Annotated in this window: 15 protein-coding genes; 3 read left to right on the top strand and 12 right to left on the bottom strand. The window is 64.6% G+C overall.

Features of this window, described 5'->3' with window-relative positions; translation table 11 throughout:
• Positions 1-78 precede the first annotated feature (78 nt).
• The 3 genes from dnaX to recR all read left to right on the top strand — a co-directional run bounded on the left by dnaX (position 79) and on the right by recR (position 3,256).
• The gene (gene dnaX, locus N430_RS10110) at positions 79-2,124 is read left to right on the top strand and encodes a DNA polymerase III subunit gamma/tau (RefSeq protein ID WP_110636723.1); all 2,046 of its coding nucleotides are present in this window, start codon (positions 79-81) and stop codon (positions 2,122-2,124) included.
• 64 nt (positions 2,125-2,188) lie between these two features.
• Positions 2,189-2,524, top strand: a complete 336-nt coding sequence (locus N430_RS10105) for a YbaB/EbfC family nucleoid-associated protein (protein ID WP_027921266.1) — start codon at positions 2,189-2,191, stop codon at positions 2,522-2,524.
• A gap of 129 nt (positions 2,525-2,653) precedes the next feature.
• Positions 2,654-3,256, top strand: coding sequence for a recombination mediator RecR (gene recR, locus N430_RS10100; RefSeq protein ID WP_054884114.1), 603 nt, complete (start codon positions 2,654-2,656; stop codon positions 3,254-3,256).
• Positions 3,257-3,375: 119 nt separating this feature from the next.
• Here the strand turns inward: recR and N430_RS10095 are convergent, their stop codons facing one another.
• The 12 genes from N430_RS10095 to ccoN all read right to left on the bottom strand — a co-directional run bounded on the left by N430_RS10095 (position 3,376) and on the right by ccoN (position 15,366).
• Positions 3,376-3,924 carry an adenine phosphoribosyltransferase gene (locus N430_RS10095; protein ID WP_009683910.1) on the bottom strand — a complete coding sequence of 183 codons (549 nt, stop codon included), beginning with the start codon at positions 3,922-3,924 and terminating at the stop codon, positions 3,376-3,378.
• A 55-nt stretch (positions 3,925-3,979) separates the two neighbouring features.
• The gene (gene fnrA, locus N430_RS10090; RefSeq protein ID WP_110636726.1) at positions 3,980-4,714 is read right to left on the bottom strand and encodes a Crp/Fnr family transcriptional regulator FnrA; all 735 of its coding nucleotides are present in this window, start codon (positions 4,712-4,714) and stop codon (positions 3,980-3,982) included.
• 185 nt (positions 4,715-4,899) lie between these two features.
• Entirely contained in the window at positions 4,900-6,282 is a 1,383-nt protein-coding gene (gene hemN / locus N430_RS10085) for an oxygen-independent coproporphyrinogen III oxidase (RefSeq protein ID WP_110636729.1), read from the bottom strand.
• 105 nt (positions 6,283-6,387) lie between these two features.
• Entirely contained in the window at positions 6,388-7,071 is a 684-nt protein-coding gene (locus N430_RS10080) for a sulfite exporter TauE/SafE family protein (protein ID WP_110636732.1), read from the bottom strand.
• Entirely contained in the window at positions 7,064-7,279 is a 216-nt protein-coding gene (gene ccoS / locus N430_RS10075) for a cbb3-type cytochrome oxidase assembly protein CcoS (protein WP_110636735.1), read from the bottom strand. Before ccoS ends, N430_RS10080 begins: the two co-directional genes overlap by 8 nt.
• Complete coding sequence (locus tag N430_RS10070) at positions 7,261-9,732, bottom strand: heavy metal translocating P-type ATPase (protein ID WP_110636738.1); 2,472 nt, start codon at positions 9,730-9,732, stop codon at positions 7,261-7,263. The genes ccoS and N430_RS10070 overlap by 19 nt, the downstream gene beginning before the upstream one ends.
• Before the next feature lie 136 nt (positions 9,733-9,868).
• Entirely contained in the window at positions 9,869-10,399 is a 531-nt protein-coding gene (locus N430_RS10060; protein ID WP_110636744.1) for a FixH family protein, read from the bottom strand.
• A gap of 17 nt (positions 10,400-10,416) precedes the next feature.
• Positions 10,417-11,832 (bottom strand): cytochrome c oxidase accessory protein CcoG, encoded by a 1,416-nt coding sequence (gene ccoG / locus N430_RS10055; RefSeq protein ID WP_110636747.1) that lies wholly within the window; start codon positions 11,830-11,832, stop codon positions 10,417-10,419.
• A 309-nt stretch (positions 11,833-12,141) separates the two neighbouring features.
• Entirely contained in the window at positions 12,142-13,122 is a 981-nt protein-coding gene (ccoP, locus tag N430_RS10045; RefSeq protein WP_085677875.1) for a cytochrome-c oxidase, cbb3-type subunit III, read from the bottom strand.
• Positions 13,119-13,310: a CcoQ/FixQ family Cbb3-type cytochrome c oxidase assembly chaperone gene (locus tag N430_RS10040; RefSeq protein ID WP_051101055.1), complete on the bottom strand. Its 192-nt coding sequence runs from the start codon at positions 13,308-13,310 to the stop codon at positions 13,119-13,121. Before N430_RS10040 ends, ccoP begins: the two co-directional genes overlap by 4 nt.
• A gap of 5 nt (positions 13,311-13,315) precedes the next feature.
• On the bottom strand, positions 13,316-13,924 hold the full coding sequence (ccoO, locus tag N430_RS10035; protein ID WP_054884105.1) for a cytochrome-c oxidase, cbb3-type subunit II: 609 nt from the start codon (positions 13,922-13,924) through the stop codon (positions 13,316-13,318).
• Positions 13,924-15,366, bottom strand: coding sequence for a cytochrome-c oxidase, cbb3-type subunit I (ccoN, locus tag N430_RS10030; protein ID WP_085677877.1), 1,443 nt, complete (start codon positions 15,364-15,366; stop codon positions 13,924-13,926). Before ccoN ends, ccoO begins: the two co-directional genes overlap by 1 nt.
• Positions 15,367-15,678 lie beyond the last annotated feature (312 nt).

The following is a 15,678-nucleotide window of genomic DNA, read 5'->3' as shown; positions in this document are numbered from 1 at the left end:
GCCGTGCAGGGTGCAATTTTGCCCCCGCTCCGCTAGCATTAGCGATCTTCCGCTCGATCAGGCTGCGATGGTTTTTCGATGAGTTATCAGGTTCTTGCACGTAAATGGCGTCCGCGCTCGTTCCGCGAAATGGTCGGCCAGACCCATGTGCTCAAGGCCTTGATCAATGCCTTGGACAACCAGCGCCTGCACCACGCCTACCTGTTCACAGGTACCCGGGGTGTGGGCAAGACTACCATTGCGCGAATCATCGCCAAATGCCTCAACTGCGAGACCGGCATCACGTCCACGCCGTGTGGCACCTGCTCGGTATGCCGTGAGATCGACGAGGGCCGCTTCGTCGACCTGATCGAGATCGACGCCGCGAGCCGCACCAAGGTCGAAGACACCCGCGAACTGCTCGATAACGTGCAGTACGCGCCAAGCCGTGGGCGCTTCAAGGTCTATCTGATCGACGAAGTGCACATGCTTTCCACCCACTCGTTCAACGCCTTGCTCAAGACGCTGGAAGAGCCGCCGCCCTACGTCAAGTTCATCCTTGCCACCACCGACCCGCAGAAGCTGCCAGCTACCATCCTGTCGCGCTGCCTGCAGTTCTCGCTGAAGAACATGAGCCCGGAGCGGGTGGTCGAGCACCTGAGCCACGTGCTGCAGGCCGAGAACGTGCCATTCGAGCCGGATGCCCTGTGGCTGCTCGGCCGTGCGGCCGACGGTTCGATGCGGGACGCCATGAGCCTGACCGACCAGGCCATCGCCTTCGGTGAAGGTAAGGTATTGGCCGCCGATGTGCGCGCCATGCTCGGCAGCCTCGATCATGGCCAGGTCTATGGCGTGCTGCAGGCCTTGCTCGAAGGTGATGCGCGGGCGCTGCTCGAAGCCGTGCGCAACCTGGCCGAGCAGGGGCCGGACTGGAGCGGCGTGCTGGCCGAAATGCTCAATGTGCTGCACCGCGTGGCCATTGCCCAGGCGCTGCCCGAGGCGGTGGACAACGGCCAGGGCGATCGCGACCGGGTGCTGGCACTGGCCTCGGCGTTGCCGGCCGAAGATGTGCAGTTCTACTACCAGATGGGCCTGATAGGCCGCCGCGACCTGCCGTTGGCGCCGGACCCGCGAGGCGGTTTCGAAATGGTCCTGCTGCGCATGCTGGCGTTCCGTCCGGCCGATACCGATGACGCGCCGAAGCCGGTGCTAAAGCCAGTGGGGATCAGCCAGGCCACAGCTGATCCGGCAACCCCGGTGGCAGCGCCAGCCGTTGTTGACAAGGCGCCTGCCGTTGAGCTGCCGCAGCCTGCGCCAGTGGCGCCCACTCCCCAAGCCGAGGCCGCACCGGTCGTAGAGCCAGAACCTGAGCCAGAGCTAGGACCTGAGCCCGCGCCCGAAGTTGCCGCGCCTGAGCCGGTGGTGGTGGAGGAGGTCATCGACCTGCCCTGGGAAGAGCCTGTTGCGGCGCCTGCGCCCGAGCCTGTGCCCGCTCCGGCCCCGGCTCCGGTTGCTGCCTCTCAGAACACCCAGCCCGCCTACGACGAGCCACCCTTCGACCCGTCCGCCTACGCTTCGGCTGGCATGGATCGCGACGACGAGCCGCCCATGGATGAGGACTACTACGGTGGCGAAAGCGACCCGGTAGGCTTCAGCTATCTCGACGAGTTGGCCGAACACGTTCAGGAAGAAACCCCTGCTGCCGCGCCCGAGCCGCTGCCAGCTGCCCAGCCGGCGACCGGCCTGGCCCTGCAATGGCTGGAATTATTCCCACAGTTGCCTGTGTCCGGCATGACAGGCAACATCGCTGCAAACTGTACGCTGATGGCCGCCGACGGCGACGACTGGCTGCTGCACCTGGACCCGGGCCAGGGCGCGCTGTTCAACACCACCCAGCAACGCCGCCTGAACGAGGCGCTCAACCAGCACCTGGGGCGCACCCTGAACCTGCGGATCGAGCTGATTCGCCCCGAGCAGGAGACCCCGGCCCAGGCAGCGTCACGCAAGCGTGCCGAGCGCCAGCAGGATGCCGTGCTGTCGATCGAGCAGGATCCGTTGATCCAGCAGATGATCAAGCAGTTCGGTGCCACGGTGCGACAGGATACTATTGAGCCTGTAGAAGCCCTGGCGAGCCAGGGCCAGTAATCGATAACCATGCGGCCGGCCCCGCGCCGGGCCGCATCACATGACCCAATCGAGGTATATCCCCATGATGAAAGGTGGCATGGCCGGCCTGATGAAGCAGGCCCAGCAGATGCAGGAAAAGATGCAGAAGATGCAGGAAGAGCTGGCCAACGCCGAAGTCACCGGCCAGTCCGGTGGCGGCCTGGTGAGCGTGGTGATGACCGGTCGTCACGACGTCAAGCGTGTCAGCATCGACCAGAGCCTGATGTCGACCGACGAGGACGACAAGGAAGTGCTGGAAGACCTGATCGCCGCTGCGCTGAACGACGCCGTGCGCAAGATCGAGCAGAACAGCCAGGACAAGATGGGCAACATGACCGCTGGCATGCAATTGCCACCGGGCTTCAAGATGCCGTTCTAAGGCTTCTGCAAGCGCAAAGCCGCCACTGGGTGCCAGTGGCGGCTTTTTTTTGCGTTGAACTCCAGCGATTTGACGGCAATGCCCCTGGTGGGTATAAACCGCCTCTTATTGTTCTATCAGGCCTTACCCATGAGCTTCAGCCCCCTGATCCGCCAACTGATCGACGCCCTGCGCACCCTCCCGGGCGTCGGCCAGAAAACCGCCCAGCGCATGGCCCTGCAGCTGCTCGAGCGTGACCGCAGCGGCGGCCTGCGCCTGGCCCAGGCGTTGAGCCAGGCCATGGAAGGGGTAGGGCATTGCCGCCAGTGCCGGACCTTGACCGAGCAGGAGCTGTGCCCGCAGTGCAGCGACCCGCGCCGTGACGACACGCAGCTGTGCGTGGTGGAAGGGCCGATGGATGTGTATGCGGTGGAGCAGACCGGCTATCGCGGGCGTTACTTCGTGCTCAAGGGGCACTTGTCGCCGCTTGATGGTCTGGGGCCTGAAGCGATCGGTGTGCCGCAGCTGATGGCGCGGATCGAGGAGCAGGGTAGCTTCACCGAGGTGATTTTGGCGACCAACCCAACTGTGGAGGGTGAGGCGACGGCGCATTACATCGCCCAGTTGCTGAACGAGAAAGGGCTGGTGGCGTCGCGGATTGCCCATGGTGTGCCGCTGGGCGGGGAGCTGGAGCTGGTGGATGGCGGCACCTTGGCCCATGCCTTTGCCGGGCGCAAGCCGATCTCGCTGTAATTCCTTTTGGGGGCGCTTTGCGCCCCTTTCGCGACACAAGGCCGCTCCTACAGGTAATCGCGCACTCCTGTAGGAGCGGCCTTGTGTCGCGAAAGGGCTGCAGAGCAGCCCCTGAAGACTCAGTATTCGCTCAGGGAAAACTCGGTCAGGCAGAAGGTCGGCACCCCGGCCGCCTGCAGCCGGCGCGAGCCATCCAGCTCGGGCAGGTCGATGATCGCCGCCGCCTCGAATACCTGCGCCCCGGTGCGACGCACCAGGTTGGCGGCAGCCAGCAGGGTGCCGCCGGTGGCAATCAGGTCATCGAAGATCAGCACCGAGTCGCCTTCGCACAGGCTGTCGGCATGCACTTCCAGGAACGCTTCGCCGTACTCGGTCTGGTAACCCTCGCTCAAGACGTCAGCCGGCAGCTTGCCCTGTTTGCGGAACAGGATCAGCGGCTTGTTCAGCTGGTGGGCGATGATCGAGCCAATCAGGAAGCCGCGCGCGTCCATGGCGCCGATGTGGCTGAACTCAGCCTCGACGTAACGCTCGATGAACTGGTCGGCCACGTAGCGCAGCCCGCGCGGCGACTGGAACAGCGGGGTGATGTCGCGGAAGATCACGCCAGGCTTGGGGAAGTCCACTACCGGGCGGATCAGGGCTTTGAGGTCGAAGGCGTCGCTGTGCATTGTTGCGGGTATCCTGGGAAAACGAATGCCCAAGTATACCCGCTAAACGCCGGCCTCAGGCCTCGATTGCACCACCGGCCAGCGCGCACAGCTGGATCGGGTCGAGGATGTGCACTTCCTTGCCTTCGGCGCGGATCAGGCCGTTCTGCTGGAAGCGGGTGAACACCCGCGACACGGTTTCCACCGCCAGGCCCAGGTAGTTACCGATCTCGTTGCGCGACATGCTCAGGCGGAACTGGTTGGCCGAGTAGCCGCGGGCGCGGAAGCGGGCGGACAGGTTGACCAGGAAAGTGGCGATGCGTTCGTCGGCGGTTTTCTTCGACAGCAGCAGCATCATCTGCTGGTCGTCGCGAATTTCACGGCTCATCACCCGCATCAGCTGGCGGCGCAGCTGTGGCAGCTGAACGGAGAGCTCATCGAGGCGCTCGAAGGGGATTTCACAGACCGAGGTGGTTTCCTGGGCCTGGGCCGATACCGGGTAGGCCTCGGTGTCCATGCCGGACAAGCCGACTAGCTCGCTGGGCAGGTGGAAGCCGGTGATCTGTTCTTCGCCGCCGTCGCTCAGGCTGAAGGTCTTGAGGGCGCCGGAACGTACGGCGTAAACCGAGCCGAAATTGTCACCCTGGCGGAACAGGAACTCGCCTTTTTTCAGCGGGCGTCCGCGTTTGACGATTTCATCCAGTGCATCCATGTCTTCCAGGTTGAGCGAAAGAGGCAGGCACAGGGGGGCCAGGCTGCAGTCCTTGCAATGGGCCTGGTTGTGGGCGCGCAGTTTGACTGGCTCGGACATTTGAATCATTCCTTGTGGGAAAGCACACATAAGTCGTAAGGGTAACTCACGACCGAGGGTGTAGGCCAGTCTGCGCTACGGTGAAGCGAACTGGCGAAACCCCGGCAGGAAAATGCCGGGAGTCCTTGTCAGCCCATAGTGTGCCTGCCTTGGGAGCTTGTCCATGTGGTCAATTGACTCCGCAATCAGATCACCCGCGAGAAGCGCTGGCGGTTTTGCATCGCCAGGTAGGCATCGAACACCATGCACACCGAGCGCGCCAGCAGGCGCCCGGCCGGCAGGATGCGGATGCCCTTGTCGTCCAGGCTGATCAGGCCATCGCGCTGGAGGGTCTGCAGTTCTGGCCAAAGATCGTTGAAATAGCCGCGAAAATCGACGGTGAAGGCCGCTTCGATCGGTTCGAAGTCCAGTTCGAAATGGCAGATCAGTTGCTGGATCACGGCCCGCCGCAGGCGGTCGTCGTGGTTGCAGACCAGCCCGCGCTGGGTCGCCAGCTGGGCGTTGGACAAGCTGTCCTGGTAGGTGTTGAGGTCGCTGCTGTTCTGGCAGTACAGGTCGCCGATCTGGCTGATCGCCGATACCCCCAGGCCGATCAGGTCGCAGTGGCCGTGGGTGGTGTAGCCCTGGAAGTTGCGCTGCAGGGTGCCTTCTTCCTGGGCGATCGCCAGTTCGTCGTCGGGAAGGGCGAAGTGGTCCATGCCGATGTAGCGGTAGCCCGCGTCGGTCAGTTGTTCGATGGTGTTGTGCAGCATTTCGAGCTTCTCTGCCGAGGCCGGCAGGTCGTTGCTATCGATGCGCCGCTGCGGCATGAAACGCTCGGGCAGGTGGGCGTAGTTGAACACCGAAAGGCGGTCGGGCTGCAGGCGGATCACTTCATCGACGGTGCGGGCGAAGCCTTCCACGCTCTGTTTCGGCAAGCCGTAGATCAGGTCGAGGTTGATCGAGCGGAACTGCAGGGTGCGGGCCGCTTCGATCAGGGTGCGTGTCTGTTCCAGGCTCTGCAGGCGGTTGACCGCACGCTGCACGGCCGGGTCGAGGTCCTGCACGCCGAGGCTGACGCGGTTGAAGCCCAGTTCGCGGAGCAGGCCCATGGTCGACCAGTCGGCTTCGCGCGGGTCGATTTCGATGCCGTAGTCCCCGGAGTCGTCATCCAGCAGGTTGAAGTGCCGGCGCAGGGTGGCCATCAGCTGACGCAGTTCCACATGGCTGAGGAAGGTCGGCGTGCCACCGCCGAAATGCAACTGCTCAACGCGCTGTTTAGGGTCCAGGTGGCAGGCGATCAGCTGGATCTCCTGCTCCAGGCGCTGCAGGTAGGGCGCGGCGCGGCCACGGTCCTTGGTGATGACCTTGTTGCAGGCGCAGTAGTAGCAGATGTTGGCGCAGAACGGCACGTGCAGGTACAGCGACAGCGGGCGCACGGCCCGGCGGCTCTCGCGCAGGGCGTGGAGCAGGTCGAACGAGCCTACCTCGCTGTGCAGTTGCACCGCAGTCGGGTAGGAGGTGTAGCGTGGGCCGGCGAGATCGTAGCGGCGGATCAGGTCGGCATCCCAACGTAGGTCGGCGAGCATGTGGGCGGTCCCCGGATGATACAGCAGTGTCCGGAGTCTATGGCTGTCTGTAGGAATCTGTGTTGATTTGTGTCAAGGCATACAGGGGCCCCACAGCGCCCCTGATCAGTGCCCCATGAGCCAATGCTGATGCGGGCCTGGCAAGGTCCAGATACCAAACAGGATCACCAGCACTCCGCCCGCCATGCGTACGCTGCGCCGTCTCAACACGGCGTTTACCCGTTCTGCCGCCAGCCCCGTGGCCAGCAATATCGGCCAGGTTCCTAGCCCAAATGCCAGCATCAATGCCGCGCTATAGCTGGCGTTGCCCTGGCTGGCTGCCCACAGCAGCGTGCTGTAGACCAGGCCGCACGGCAACCAGCCCCACAGTGCCCCCAGCAGCAGTGCACGGGGCACGCTGGAGACCGGCATCAAGCGCGAGGCCGCCGGCTGGATATGCCGCCACAGCCCTCGGCCCAGCGCTTCGATGCGGGTCAGCCCGCTCCACCAGCCAGCCAGGTACAGCCCCATGGCGATCAGCAGCAACGCAGCCACCACACGCAAGGCCATGGCCGCCGGGCTGCTGGCCAGCGCCCAGCCTGCCAGGCCCAGCAGCAGGCCGGCACAGGCATAGCTGAGGATGCGCCCCAGGTTGTAGGCCATCAGCAGGCGCAGGCGCCGGCCGCGTTGCTCGGGGGGGATGGCCAAGGTCAGTGCGCCCATCAGGCCACCGCACATGCCCAGGCAGTGGCCGCCGCCGAGCAGGCCGAGGACCAGTGCCGAGCCCAGCAGGGGAAGCAGGTCAGGCACGGGGTGGCGCTTCCTTGTCGTCTGGCGCTGAGCGGTCTTCGGGTTTGACGGCCGCCTGATGGCGCGGGTCCTGATCGTCGAACAGGATGCTGTGGGCCGGGCTTTCCAGGTCGTCGTACTGGCCGCTGTCCACCGCCCAGAAGAAGATGTAGACGGCCACGCCAACCAACAGCAGGGCGGCAGGGATCATCACATAGAGGGCGGGCATGGCGACTTCCTTCCGTAAGCGGCTGTGTCGTTCGCGGGCAAGCCAGTTGATGCGGGCAAGCGGGTTAGACGCAGCGCATTGAGCACCACGATCAGCGAACTGACCGACATGCCGATGGCCGCCCAGACCGGGGTGATCCAGCCAAGCGCGGCGAACGGCAACATGAGGCCATTATACAGGGTCGCCCAGAGCAGGTTCTCGAGGATGTTGCGGCGGGTGCGGCGGGCCAGGTCGAAGGCCTGTACCAGTGCCTGCAGGCGGTTGGACAGCAGCACCGCGTCAGCGCTGGTCTTGGCAAGGTCCGTGGCGCTGCCCATGGCGATGCTGATGTCGGCGGCGGCCAGCACGGGCACATCGTTGACCCCGTCGCCAAGCATCAGCACCTTGCGACCGGAGGCCTGCAGAGCCTTGAGGCGGTCCAGCTTGTCGTCCGGGCGCAAGCCACCGATGGCCTGGTCGATGCCCAGTTGCGCGGCCACCTCGGCGACCATCGGCGAGCTGTCGCCGGACAGCAGCAAGGTGCGCCAGCCGCGTGCCTGGCAGGCAGCGAGCAGCGTCGGGGCATCCTCGCGCAAGCGATCATCCAGGCCGAACCAGGCCAGCGGGCCCTGGCGGTCGCCCAGCAGCAGCCACTGGCCGCGAGGTTCCGGCACGGTGGGGATTTCGGCGCCACTCAAGGCACAGACGAATGTGGCCTGGCCGATGCGCAGCGGCTGGCCGTCAACCTTGCCTTCAAGGCCGAGCCCAGGAATCGTCTGCACGTCGTCGGCGGGGACGGCGGTGCGGCCAAAGGCGCGTGCAATCGGGTGCTCGGAGCGGTTCTCGAGGGCGGCGGCTAGGGCCAGGCAGCGGTCGGCCGGCAGCGCCGCCAGTGGGCGGATGCTGCGCAGGGTCAGGCGGCCTTCGGTGAGGGTGCCGGTCTTGTCGAAGATGACCGTGTCGATCTGGTTCAGGCCCTCCAGTACATGGCCGCGGGTCACCAGCAGGCCGAGCTTGTGCAGGGTGCCGGTGGCGGCAGTGAGCGCGGTCGGGGTAGCCAGCGAGAGGGCGCACGGGCAGGTCGCCACCAGCATGGCGAGGACGATCCAGAAGGCCCGCGCCGGGTCCAGGTACCACCACCACAGGCCGATGGCCACGGCGGCCAGTAGCGAGAACAACAGGAAATATTGCGAGGCACGGTCGGCGATCTCCGCCAGCCGTGGCTTTTCTGTCTGCGCACGTTCAAGCAGGCGGACGATGGCCGACAGCCGCGAGTCATGGCCGAGGGCTTCGACTTCCACGTTCAGTGTGCTTTCGACGTTCAGCGTGCCGCCGGTGACGCGCTCGCCGGCGCGCCGTGGTTGCGGCAGGTACTCGCCGGTCAGCAGCGATTCGTCGACGCTGGAGCGCCCTTCGACGATGCGCCCGTCGGCCGGGATCACCGCGCCAGGCAGCACCTGTACGGTGTCGCCACGCTGCAGTTCACCGAGCAGGATGCGTTCGGCCCGCCCGTAGCTGTCCAGGCGCAGGCATGAGGCCGGTAGCAGGTTGACCAGCTGCGCGGTGGCAGCCGCCGTGCGTTCGCGGGCGCGGCGCTCGAGGTAGCGGCCCGTGAGCAGGAACAGGGCGAACATGCCGACGGTATCGAAATACAGCTCGCCGCTGCCGGTCACGGCCGTCCAGATGCCGGCGCCGAAGGCCAGGCCGATGGCCAGTGACACCGACACGTCCATGGTCAGGTGGCGGGTGCGCAGGTCGCGCGCGGCGCCCTTGAAGAACGGTGCGCAGCTGTAGAACACGATGGGGATGGTCAGGAACAGCGCGACCCAGCGCAGGATCGTGTGCATCTCCGGCGACAGGTCGATGTTGAATTCAGGCCAGGTGGCCATGGTCGCCATCATCGCCTGGAACCACAGCAGCCCGGCCACGCCCAGGCGGCGCAGGGCGCTGCGGTTCTCCCTGGCGAGCTGCTCGGCGGCCTGGTCGGGCTGGTACGGGTGGGCGGCGTAGCCGATCTGGCGCAGTTCGGCGAGCAGCCGGGACAGCGGCAGTTGCTGGTCGTCCCAGTTGAGCAGCAGGCGGTGGTTGGACAGGTTCAGGCGGGCTTCGGCGACGCCGGGCAGGTTGCGCAGGTGTTTTTCGATCAACCAGCCGCAGGCGGCGCAGCTGATGCCCTCGACCAGCAAGGTCGCCTCGGACAGGTCGCCGGCATGGCGGACGAAGCGCTGCTGCACGTCGCTGCGGTCGTACAGGGCCAGTTCGTCTTGCAGTTGTTTCGGCAGTGCCTCGGGGTTGGCGCTGCTGTCGCTGCGGTGCTGGTAGTAGTGCTCCAGGCCGCCGGCGACAATGGACTCGGCCACCGCCTGGCAGCCCGGGCAGCAGAACTGCCGGGGCTCGCCGAGGACCACGGCGGTGAAGCGGCTGCCGGCGGGGACGGGCAGGGCGCAGTGGTAGCAGGGGGTGGGTTGGGTCATTTTCGAACGGTCTTATGTCTTGAAATTGCCGGGGCTGCTTTGCAGCCCTTTCGCGACACAAGGCCGCTCCCACAGGGATTCGCATACGCCTGTGGGAGCGGCCTTGTGTCGCGAAAGGGGCGCAACGCGCCCCCATTCATTGATGGTGCTCGGCGCCCTGGATGGCTTCATCACCCAGTTGCAATGTGACCCCATGCTCGACCTTCTCTTCCTCGAACAACCGCCACACATGCTCGTCCTGGCTACCCAGCAGCTCCACGAACCGACGCCCGTCGACCTTGTCGTCCAGCTGCCCGACATAACGCCCGGTCTCGACCCGGCTGAGCAGCACCTTGCGGTCCTTGTCCGGCTGGGTTGGCGAGATCAGGTTCAGTTCCAGGCTCTGTGGGTCGCTGTTGCCGTTCAGGCGCACGTCCACCTCGCCGGTCAGCTCATCCAGGTGCACGCTGGCCTTGAGGTTGAGGGTCTGGGCCAGCAACTCACGGTCCAGCGAGCGGTTGATGCCTTTGCCGGCCTCGTAGTAGTTGTCGTTGACCAGGTTGTCCGGGTTGCGCACGGCAATGCTGACCATGGTCAGGCTCAGGCACACCGAGGTGGTCAGGATGCCGATGATGATCCAGGGCCAGAGGTGCTTGTACCAGGGGCTGGCGGCGGTAGCGGCAGGCATTGTCAGTGTTCTCTCTGTCAGCGGATCTGTGGGCCGATGAAGCGGCTCTTGGCTTCAACCTTCGCGGCGCTGTCGTCGGCGCTCTTGAGGATGAAGGTGATTTCGTTGGTGGTCGAGGGCAGTTTCTCGGGGGCGATCGACAACTGTACCGGCAAGCTGACGATATCGCCGGCGGCCACGCGGATTTCGCGCTGGCCTTCCAGGCGCAGGTCGGGCAGGCCGGCGGCGTCGAGCACGTAGACGTGGTCGCGCTGGTCCTTGTTCATGACCTTGAGGCTGTACACGTTCTCGATCCGGCCCTGGGCGTTCTCGCGGTACAGCACGCGGTCCTTGCTGACGTCGAAGCCCACCAGCGAGCGGGTGGCGAAGGCGGTGCCCAGGGCGATGATCATCACCAGCAGCACCACGGCATAGCCGATCAGGCGCGGGCGCAGCATGTGGGTCTTCTGCCCCGAGAGGTTGTGCTCGGTGGTGTAGCTGATCAGCCCCTTGGGGTAGTTCATCTTGTCCATGATGCTGTCGCAGGCGTCGATGCACGCGGCGCAGCCGATGCACTCGATCTGCAGGCCGTCGCGGATGTCGATGCCGGTAGGGCAGACCTGCACGCACATGGTGCAGTCGATGCAGTCGCCCAGGCCCTTGGCTTTGTAGTCGATGTCCTTCTTGCGCGGGCCGCGGGTTTCGCCGCGGCGCGGGTCGTAGGAGACGATCAGGGTGTCCTTGTCGAACATCACGCTCTGGAAGCGCGCGTAGGGGCACATGTACACGCACACCTGCTCGCGCAACCAGCCGGCATTGCCGTAGGTGGCCAGGGTGAAGAAGCCGACCCAGAAGTAGGCCCAGCCATCGGCCTGGCCAGTGAAGAATTCGGTAAGCAGTTCGCGGATCGGCGAGAAGTAGCCGACAAAGGTCATACCGGTGACGAAGCCGATCAGCAGCCACAGGCTGTGCTTGGCGAACTTGCGCAGGAACTTGTTGCCGCTCATGGGCGAGCGGTCGAGCTTCATGCGCTGGTTGCGGTCACCCTCGGTGACTTTTTCGCACCACATGAAGATCCACGTCCACACGCTTTGCGGGCAGGTGTAGCCGCACCATACGCGGCCGGCGAACACGGTGATGAAGAACAGGCCGAAGGCGGCGACGATGAGGATGCCCGAGAGCAGGATGAAGTCCTGGGGCCAGATGGTGGCGCCGAAGATGTAGAACTTGCGCTCCGGCAGGTTCCACCACACGGCCTGGTGGCCGCCCCAGTTCAGCCACACGGTGCCGAAGTAGAGCAGGAACAGCACGGCGCCGCCGACCATCCGCAGCCGGCGGAAGATGCCGGTGAAGGCGCGGGTGTAGATTTTCTCGCGAGAGGCGTAGAGGTCGACGGAATCCTTCCCTTTGTTGGCAGGCGGGGTGACGTCATGTACCGGAATTTGCTTGCTCATCATCAAGTCCCACGGCAGTGGAGAAACGCCGCGGCCAGTGCGTGCCGGCCGCAGTCTCGCGCTTTCTGCTAGCGCGCTGCGATCAATGATACGCCGCTGGTGGCGATATGGGATCGCGCTGCGACCTTTAGTCGCGTTGGGTTCGTGGTGTGAATCGTGTTATGGCGGGTGTCAATTGATCCAGGTCATCTTGTGCTGCTTTTGCCGGCCTCTTCGCGGGCTTGCCCGCTCCCACAGGGATCGCACACAGCTGCTGGCTTGTGCTGTACCTGTGGGAGCGGGCAAGCCCGCGAAAGGGCCAGGCCTGCCTTACTCGGCCTGCTGGGCCGCTTCCGGCTGGTGCGACAGGCTGTAAACATAAGCCGCCAGCAAGTGCACCTTGTCATTACCCTGCAGTTGTTCCTGCGCCGGCATCTGCCCTTGGCGACCATAGCGAATGGTCTGCTGCAGCTGGGCAAAGCTCGACCCGTAGATGAATGCCTGCGGGTGGGTCAGGTTCGGCGCGCCCATGGCCGGGGTGCCTTTGCCTTCAGGCCCGTGGCAGGCCACGCAGTTGGCGGCGAACAGCTTCTGGCCGTTCTCGGCATCGGCCTTGGCGCCTTCTGGCAACGTGCGGCCATCGAGCTTGCTGGTGACGAACGCAGCCACATCGGCCACGCCCTGTTCGCCCAGTACTTCACCCCAGGCCGGCATCACCCCGTGGCGGCCGCCCATGATGGTGGTCTTGATGGTTTCCGGCTCGCCGCCCCAGCGCCAGTCCTGGTCGGTCAGGTTGGGGAAGCCGTAGGCGCCCTTGGCGTCGGAGCCGTGGCACACCGAGCAGTTCGAGGCGAACAGCCGTGCGCCCATCTTCAGCGCCTGCGGGTCCTTGGCCACTTCTTCGATCGGCATCGCCGCGAACTTGGCGAAGATCGGCCCGAAGCGTGCGTTGGCCTTGGCCATTTCCTTTTCCCACTCGTGCACGCCGGTCCAGCCCGGCTGGCCGTTGGAGAACTCGGTCTGCTTGTCGTTATCCAGGTACGAGTAGCCCGGCAGGATGCCTTTCCAGTTGCCCAGGCCCGGGTACAGCACCAGGTAGCCGAGGGCGAAGATGATGGTGCCGACGAACAGCCAGAACCACCATTTCGGCAGCGGGTTGTCGTATTCCTCGATGCCATCGAAGGCATGCCCGACGGTTTCGTCGGTGACCTCTTCGCGCTGGCCCTTGCGGGTCGACAGCAGCAGCCAGGTCAGCGAGAAGATGGTGCCCAGGGTCAGGACGGTAACGTACAGACTCCAGAAGGTTGTCATTGTTGTTTGCTCCCAGAAGCTTTTGCTTGCTCGACGTGCTTGCTGGCCTCGGGATCATCCGCGAAGGGCAGTTGGGTCGCCTCGTCGAAGTCCTTCTTGCGCCGCGGGTTGAACACCCACAGCGCCAGGCCTACGAAGGCCACCATCACCACGACGGTGCCCAGGCCGCGAATCATCCCGATATCCATCAGCGTCACCGTTTGCTTTTGATGATGGTGCCAAGACCCTGCAGGTACGCGACCAGGGCGTCCATTTCGGTCTTGCCCTTGACCGCGTCGCGGGCGCCGGCGATGTCGGCGTCGCTGTACGGCGTGCCCAAGGTCCGCAGCACTTCCAGCTTCTTCGCGGTGTCCTTGCCGTCGAGCTTGTTCTCGACCAGCCACGGGTAGGCCGGCATCTTCGATTCCGGTACCACGTTGCGCGGGTTGTACAGGTGCGCGCGGTGCCAGTCATCCGAGTAGCGGCCACCGACGCGGGCCAGGTCCGGCCCGGTGCGCTTGGAGCCCCACAGGAACGGGTGGTCCCAGACGCTTTCGCCAGCGACCGAGTAGTGGCCGTAGCGTTCGGTTTCGGCGCGGAACGGGCGGATCATCTGCGAGTGGCAGCCAACGCAGCCTTCGCGGATGTAGATGTCGCGGCCTTCGACTTCCAGCGCGGTGCGCGGCTTCATGCCTTCGACCGGCTTGTTGGTGACGTCCTGGAAAAACAGCGGGACGATCTGGGTCAGGCCACCGACGCTCACGGCGATGACCATGAAGAAGGCCAGCAGGCCTATGTTCTTCTCGACGGCTTCATGCTTCATCAGTGCGCTCCCACGACGACGATCTTGGCGGCTTCCTCGGCCTGTGCCGGGTTGGCGGCACGTACGGTACGGAACACGTTGTAGGCCATCAGCAGCATGCCGGTGGCGAAGAACGCACCGCCCAGGGCGCGGACGATGTAGCCAGGGTGGCTGGCCTGCAGGGCTTCGACGAAGGAGTAGGTGAGCGTGCCGTCATCGTTGATGGCGCGCCACATCAGGCCCTGGGTGATGCCGTTGACCCACATCGAGGCGATGTACAGCACGGTACCGATGGTCGCCAGCCAGAAGTGCGCGTTGATCAGGCCGACGCTGTGCATCTGCTCGCGGCCGTAGAGTTTCGGGATCATGTGGTAGACCGCGCCGATCGAGATCATCGCCACCCAGCCGAGGGCACCGGCGTGCACGTGGCCGATGGTCCAGTCGGTGTAGTGCGACAGCGAGTTCACGGTCTTGATGGCCATCATCGGGCCTTCGAAGGTGGACATGCCGTAGAACGCCAGCGACACCACCAGGAAGCGCAGGATCGGGTCGGTGCGCAGTTTGTGCCAGGCGCCCGAGAGGGTCATCATGCCGTTGATCATGCCGCCCCAGCTCGGTGCCAGGAGGATGATCGACATCACCATGCCCAGCGACTGCGCCCAGTCCGGCAGTGCGGTGTAGTGCAGGTGGTGCGGGCCGGCCCAGATGTACAGGGTGATCAGTGCCCAGAAGTGCACGATCGACAGGCGATAGGAGTAGATCGGCCGTTCAGCCTGCTTGGGCACGAAGTAGTACATCATCCCCAGGAAACCAGTGGTGAGGAAGAAGCCCACCGCGTTGTGGCCGTACCACCACTGGATCATCGCGTCGGTGGCGCCGGCGTAGGCCGAGTACGACTTGAACAGGCTCACCGGCAGCGAGATGTGGTTGACGATGTGCAGCATCGCGGTGACCACGATGAAGGCGCCGTAGAACCAGTTGCCGACATAGATGTGCTTGGTCTTGCGCTTGACGATGGTGCCGAAGAACACCAGCCCGTAGGTGACCCAGACGATGGCCAGGAGGATCGCCAGCGGCCACTCGAGCTCGGCGTATTCCTTGGTGGTGGTGAAGCCCATCGGCAGGGTGATCAGCGCACCGACGATCACCGCCTGCCAGCCCCAGAAGGTGAAGGCGGCCATGCTGTCGGAGATCAGCCGGGTCTGGCAGGTCCGCTGCACCACGTAGTAGCTGGTGCCGAACAGCGCACAGCCACCGAAGGCGAAGATGACCAGGTTGGTGTGCAGCGGGCGCAGGCGGCCGAAGCTGGTCCAGGGCAGGTCCAGGTTCAGTTGCGGCCACACCAGCTGCGAGGCGATGAAGACGCCCAGGCCCATGCCAAGGATCCCCCAGACCACCGTCATGATGGCGAACTGGCGGACGACCTTATAGTTATAAGCAGTCGGACTGATTGCTGTGCTCATTCTAAGGTTCCACGGTTTTGGTGTTCTTGTTGGTCGAAAAATCGGCGCCAGTATCGATAACCACTTGGGTTATGGCAACGCAAGGATCCTTGCGCCGACCCGTGTCCGGGCCCTTTCGCCGGTGTCCCACGGCGATAGGGTCGGGACGATTGTACACAAATAAATATTTGTAATGTGTACCGTTTTTCATCTTTTTCTGATCGTTCGGTCAAGCTTTTTTCGGGGGCGGCATCAGGCTGTGCGCCGCGTCTGCTTCGGTCCTTTGGGAGCGAAGCCCACTGTGGCAACAAGCTTAGTTCTGTTCGGAGGGGG

It is taken from the genome of Pseudomonas sp. CC120222-01a, from assembly GCF_003097235.1.
Classification (GTDB): domain Bacteria; phylum Pseudomonadota; class Gammaproteobacteria; order Pseudomonadales; family Pseudomonadaceae; genus Aquipseudomonas.
Note: the sequence above shows the minus strand (reverse complement) of the source record. Positions and strands in the feature narration are given on the sequence as shown.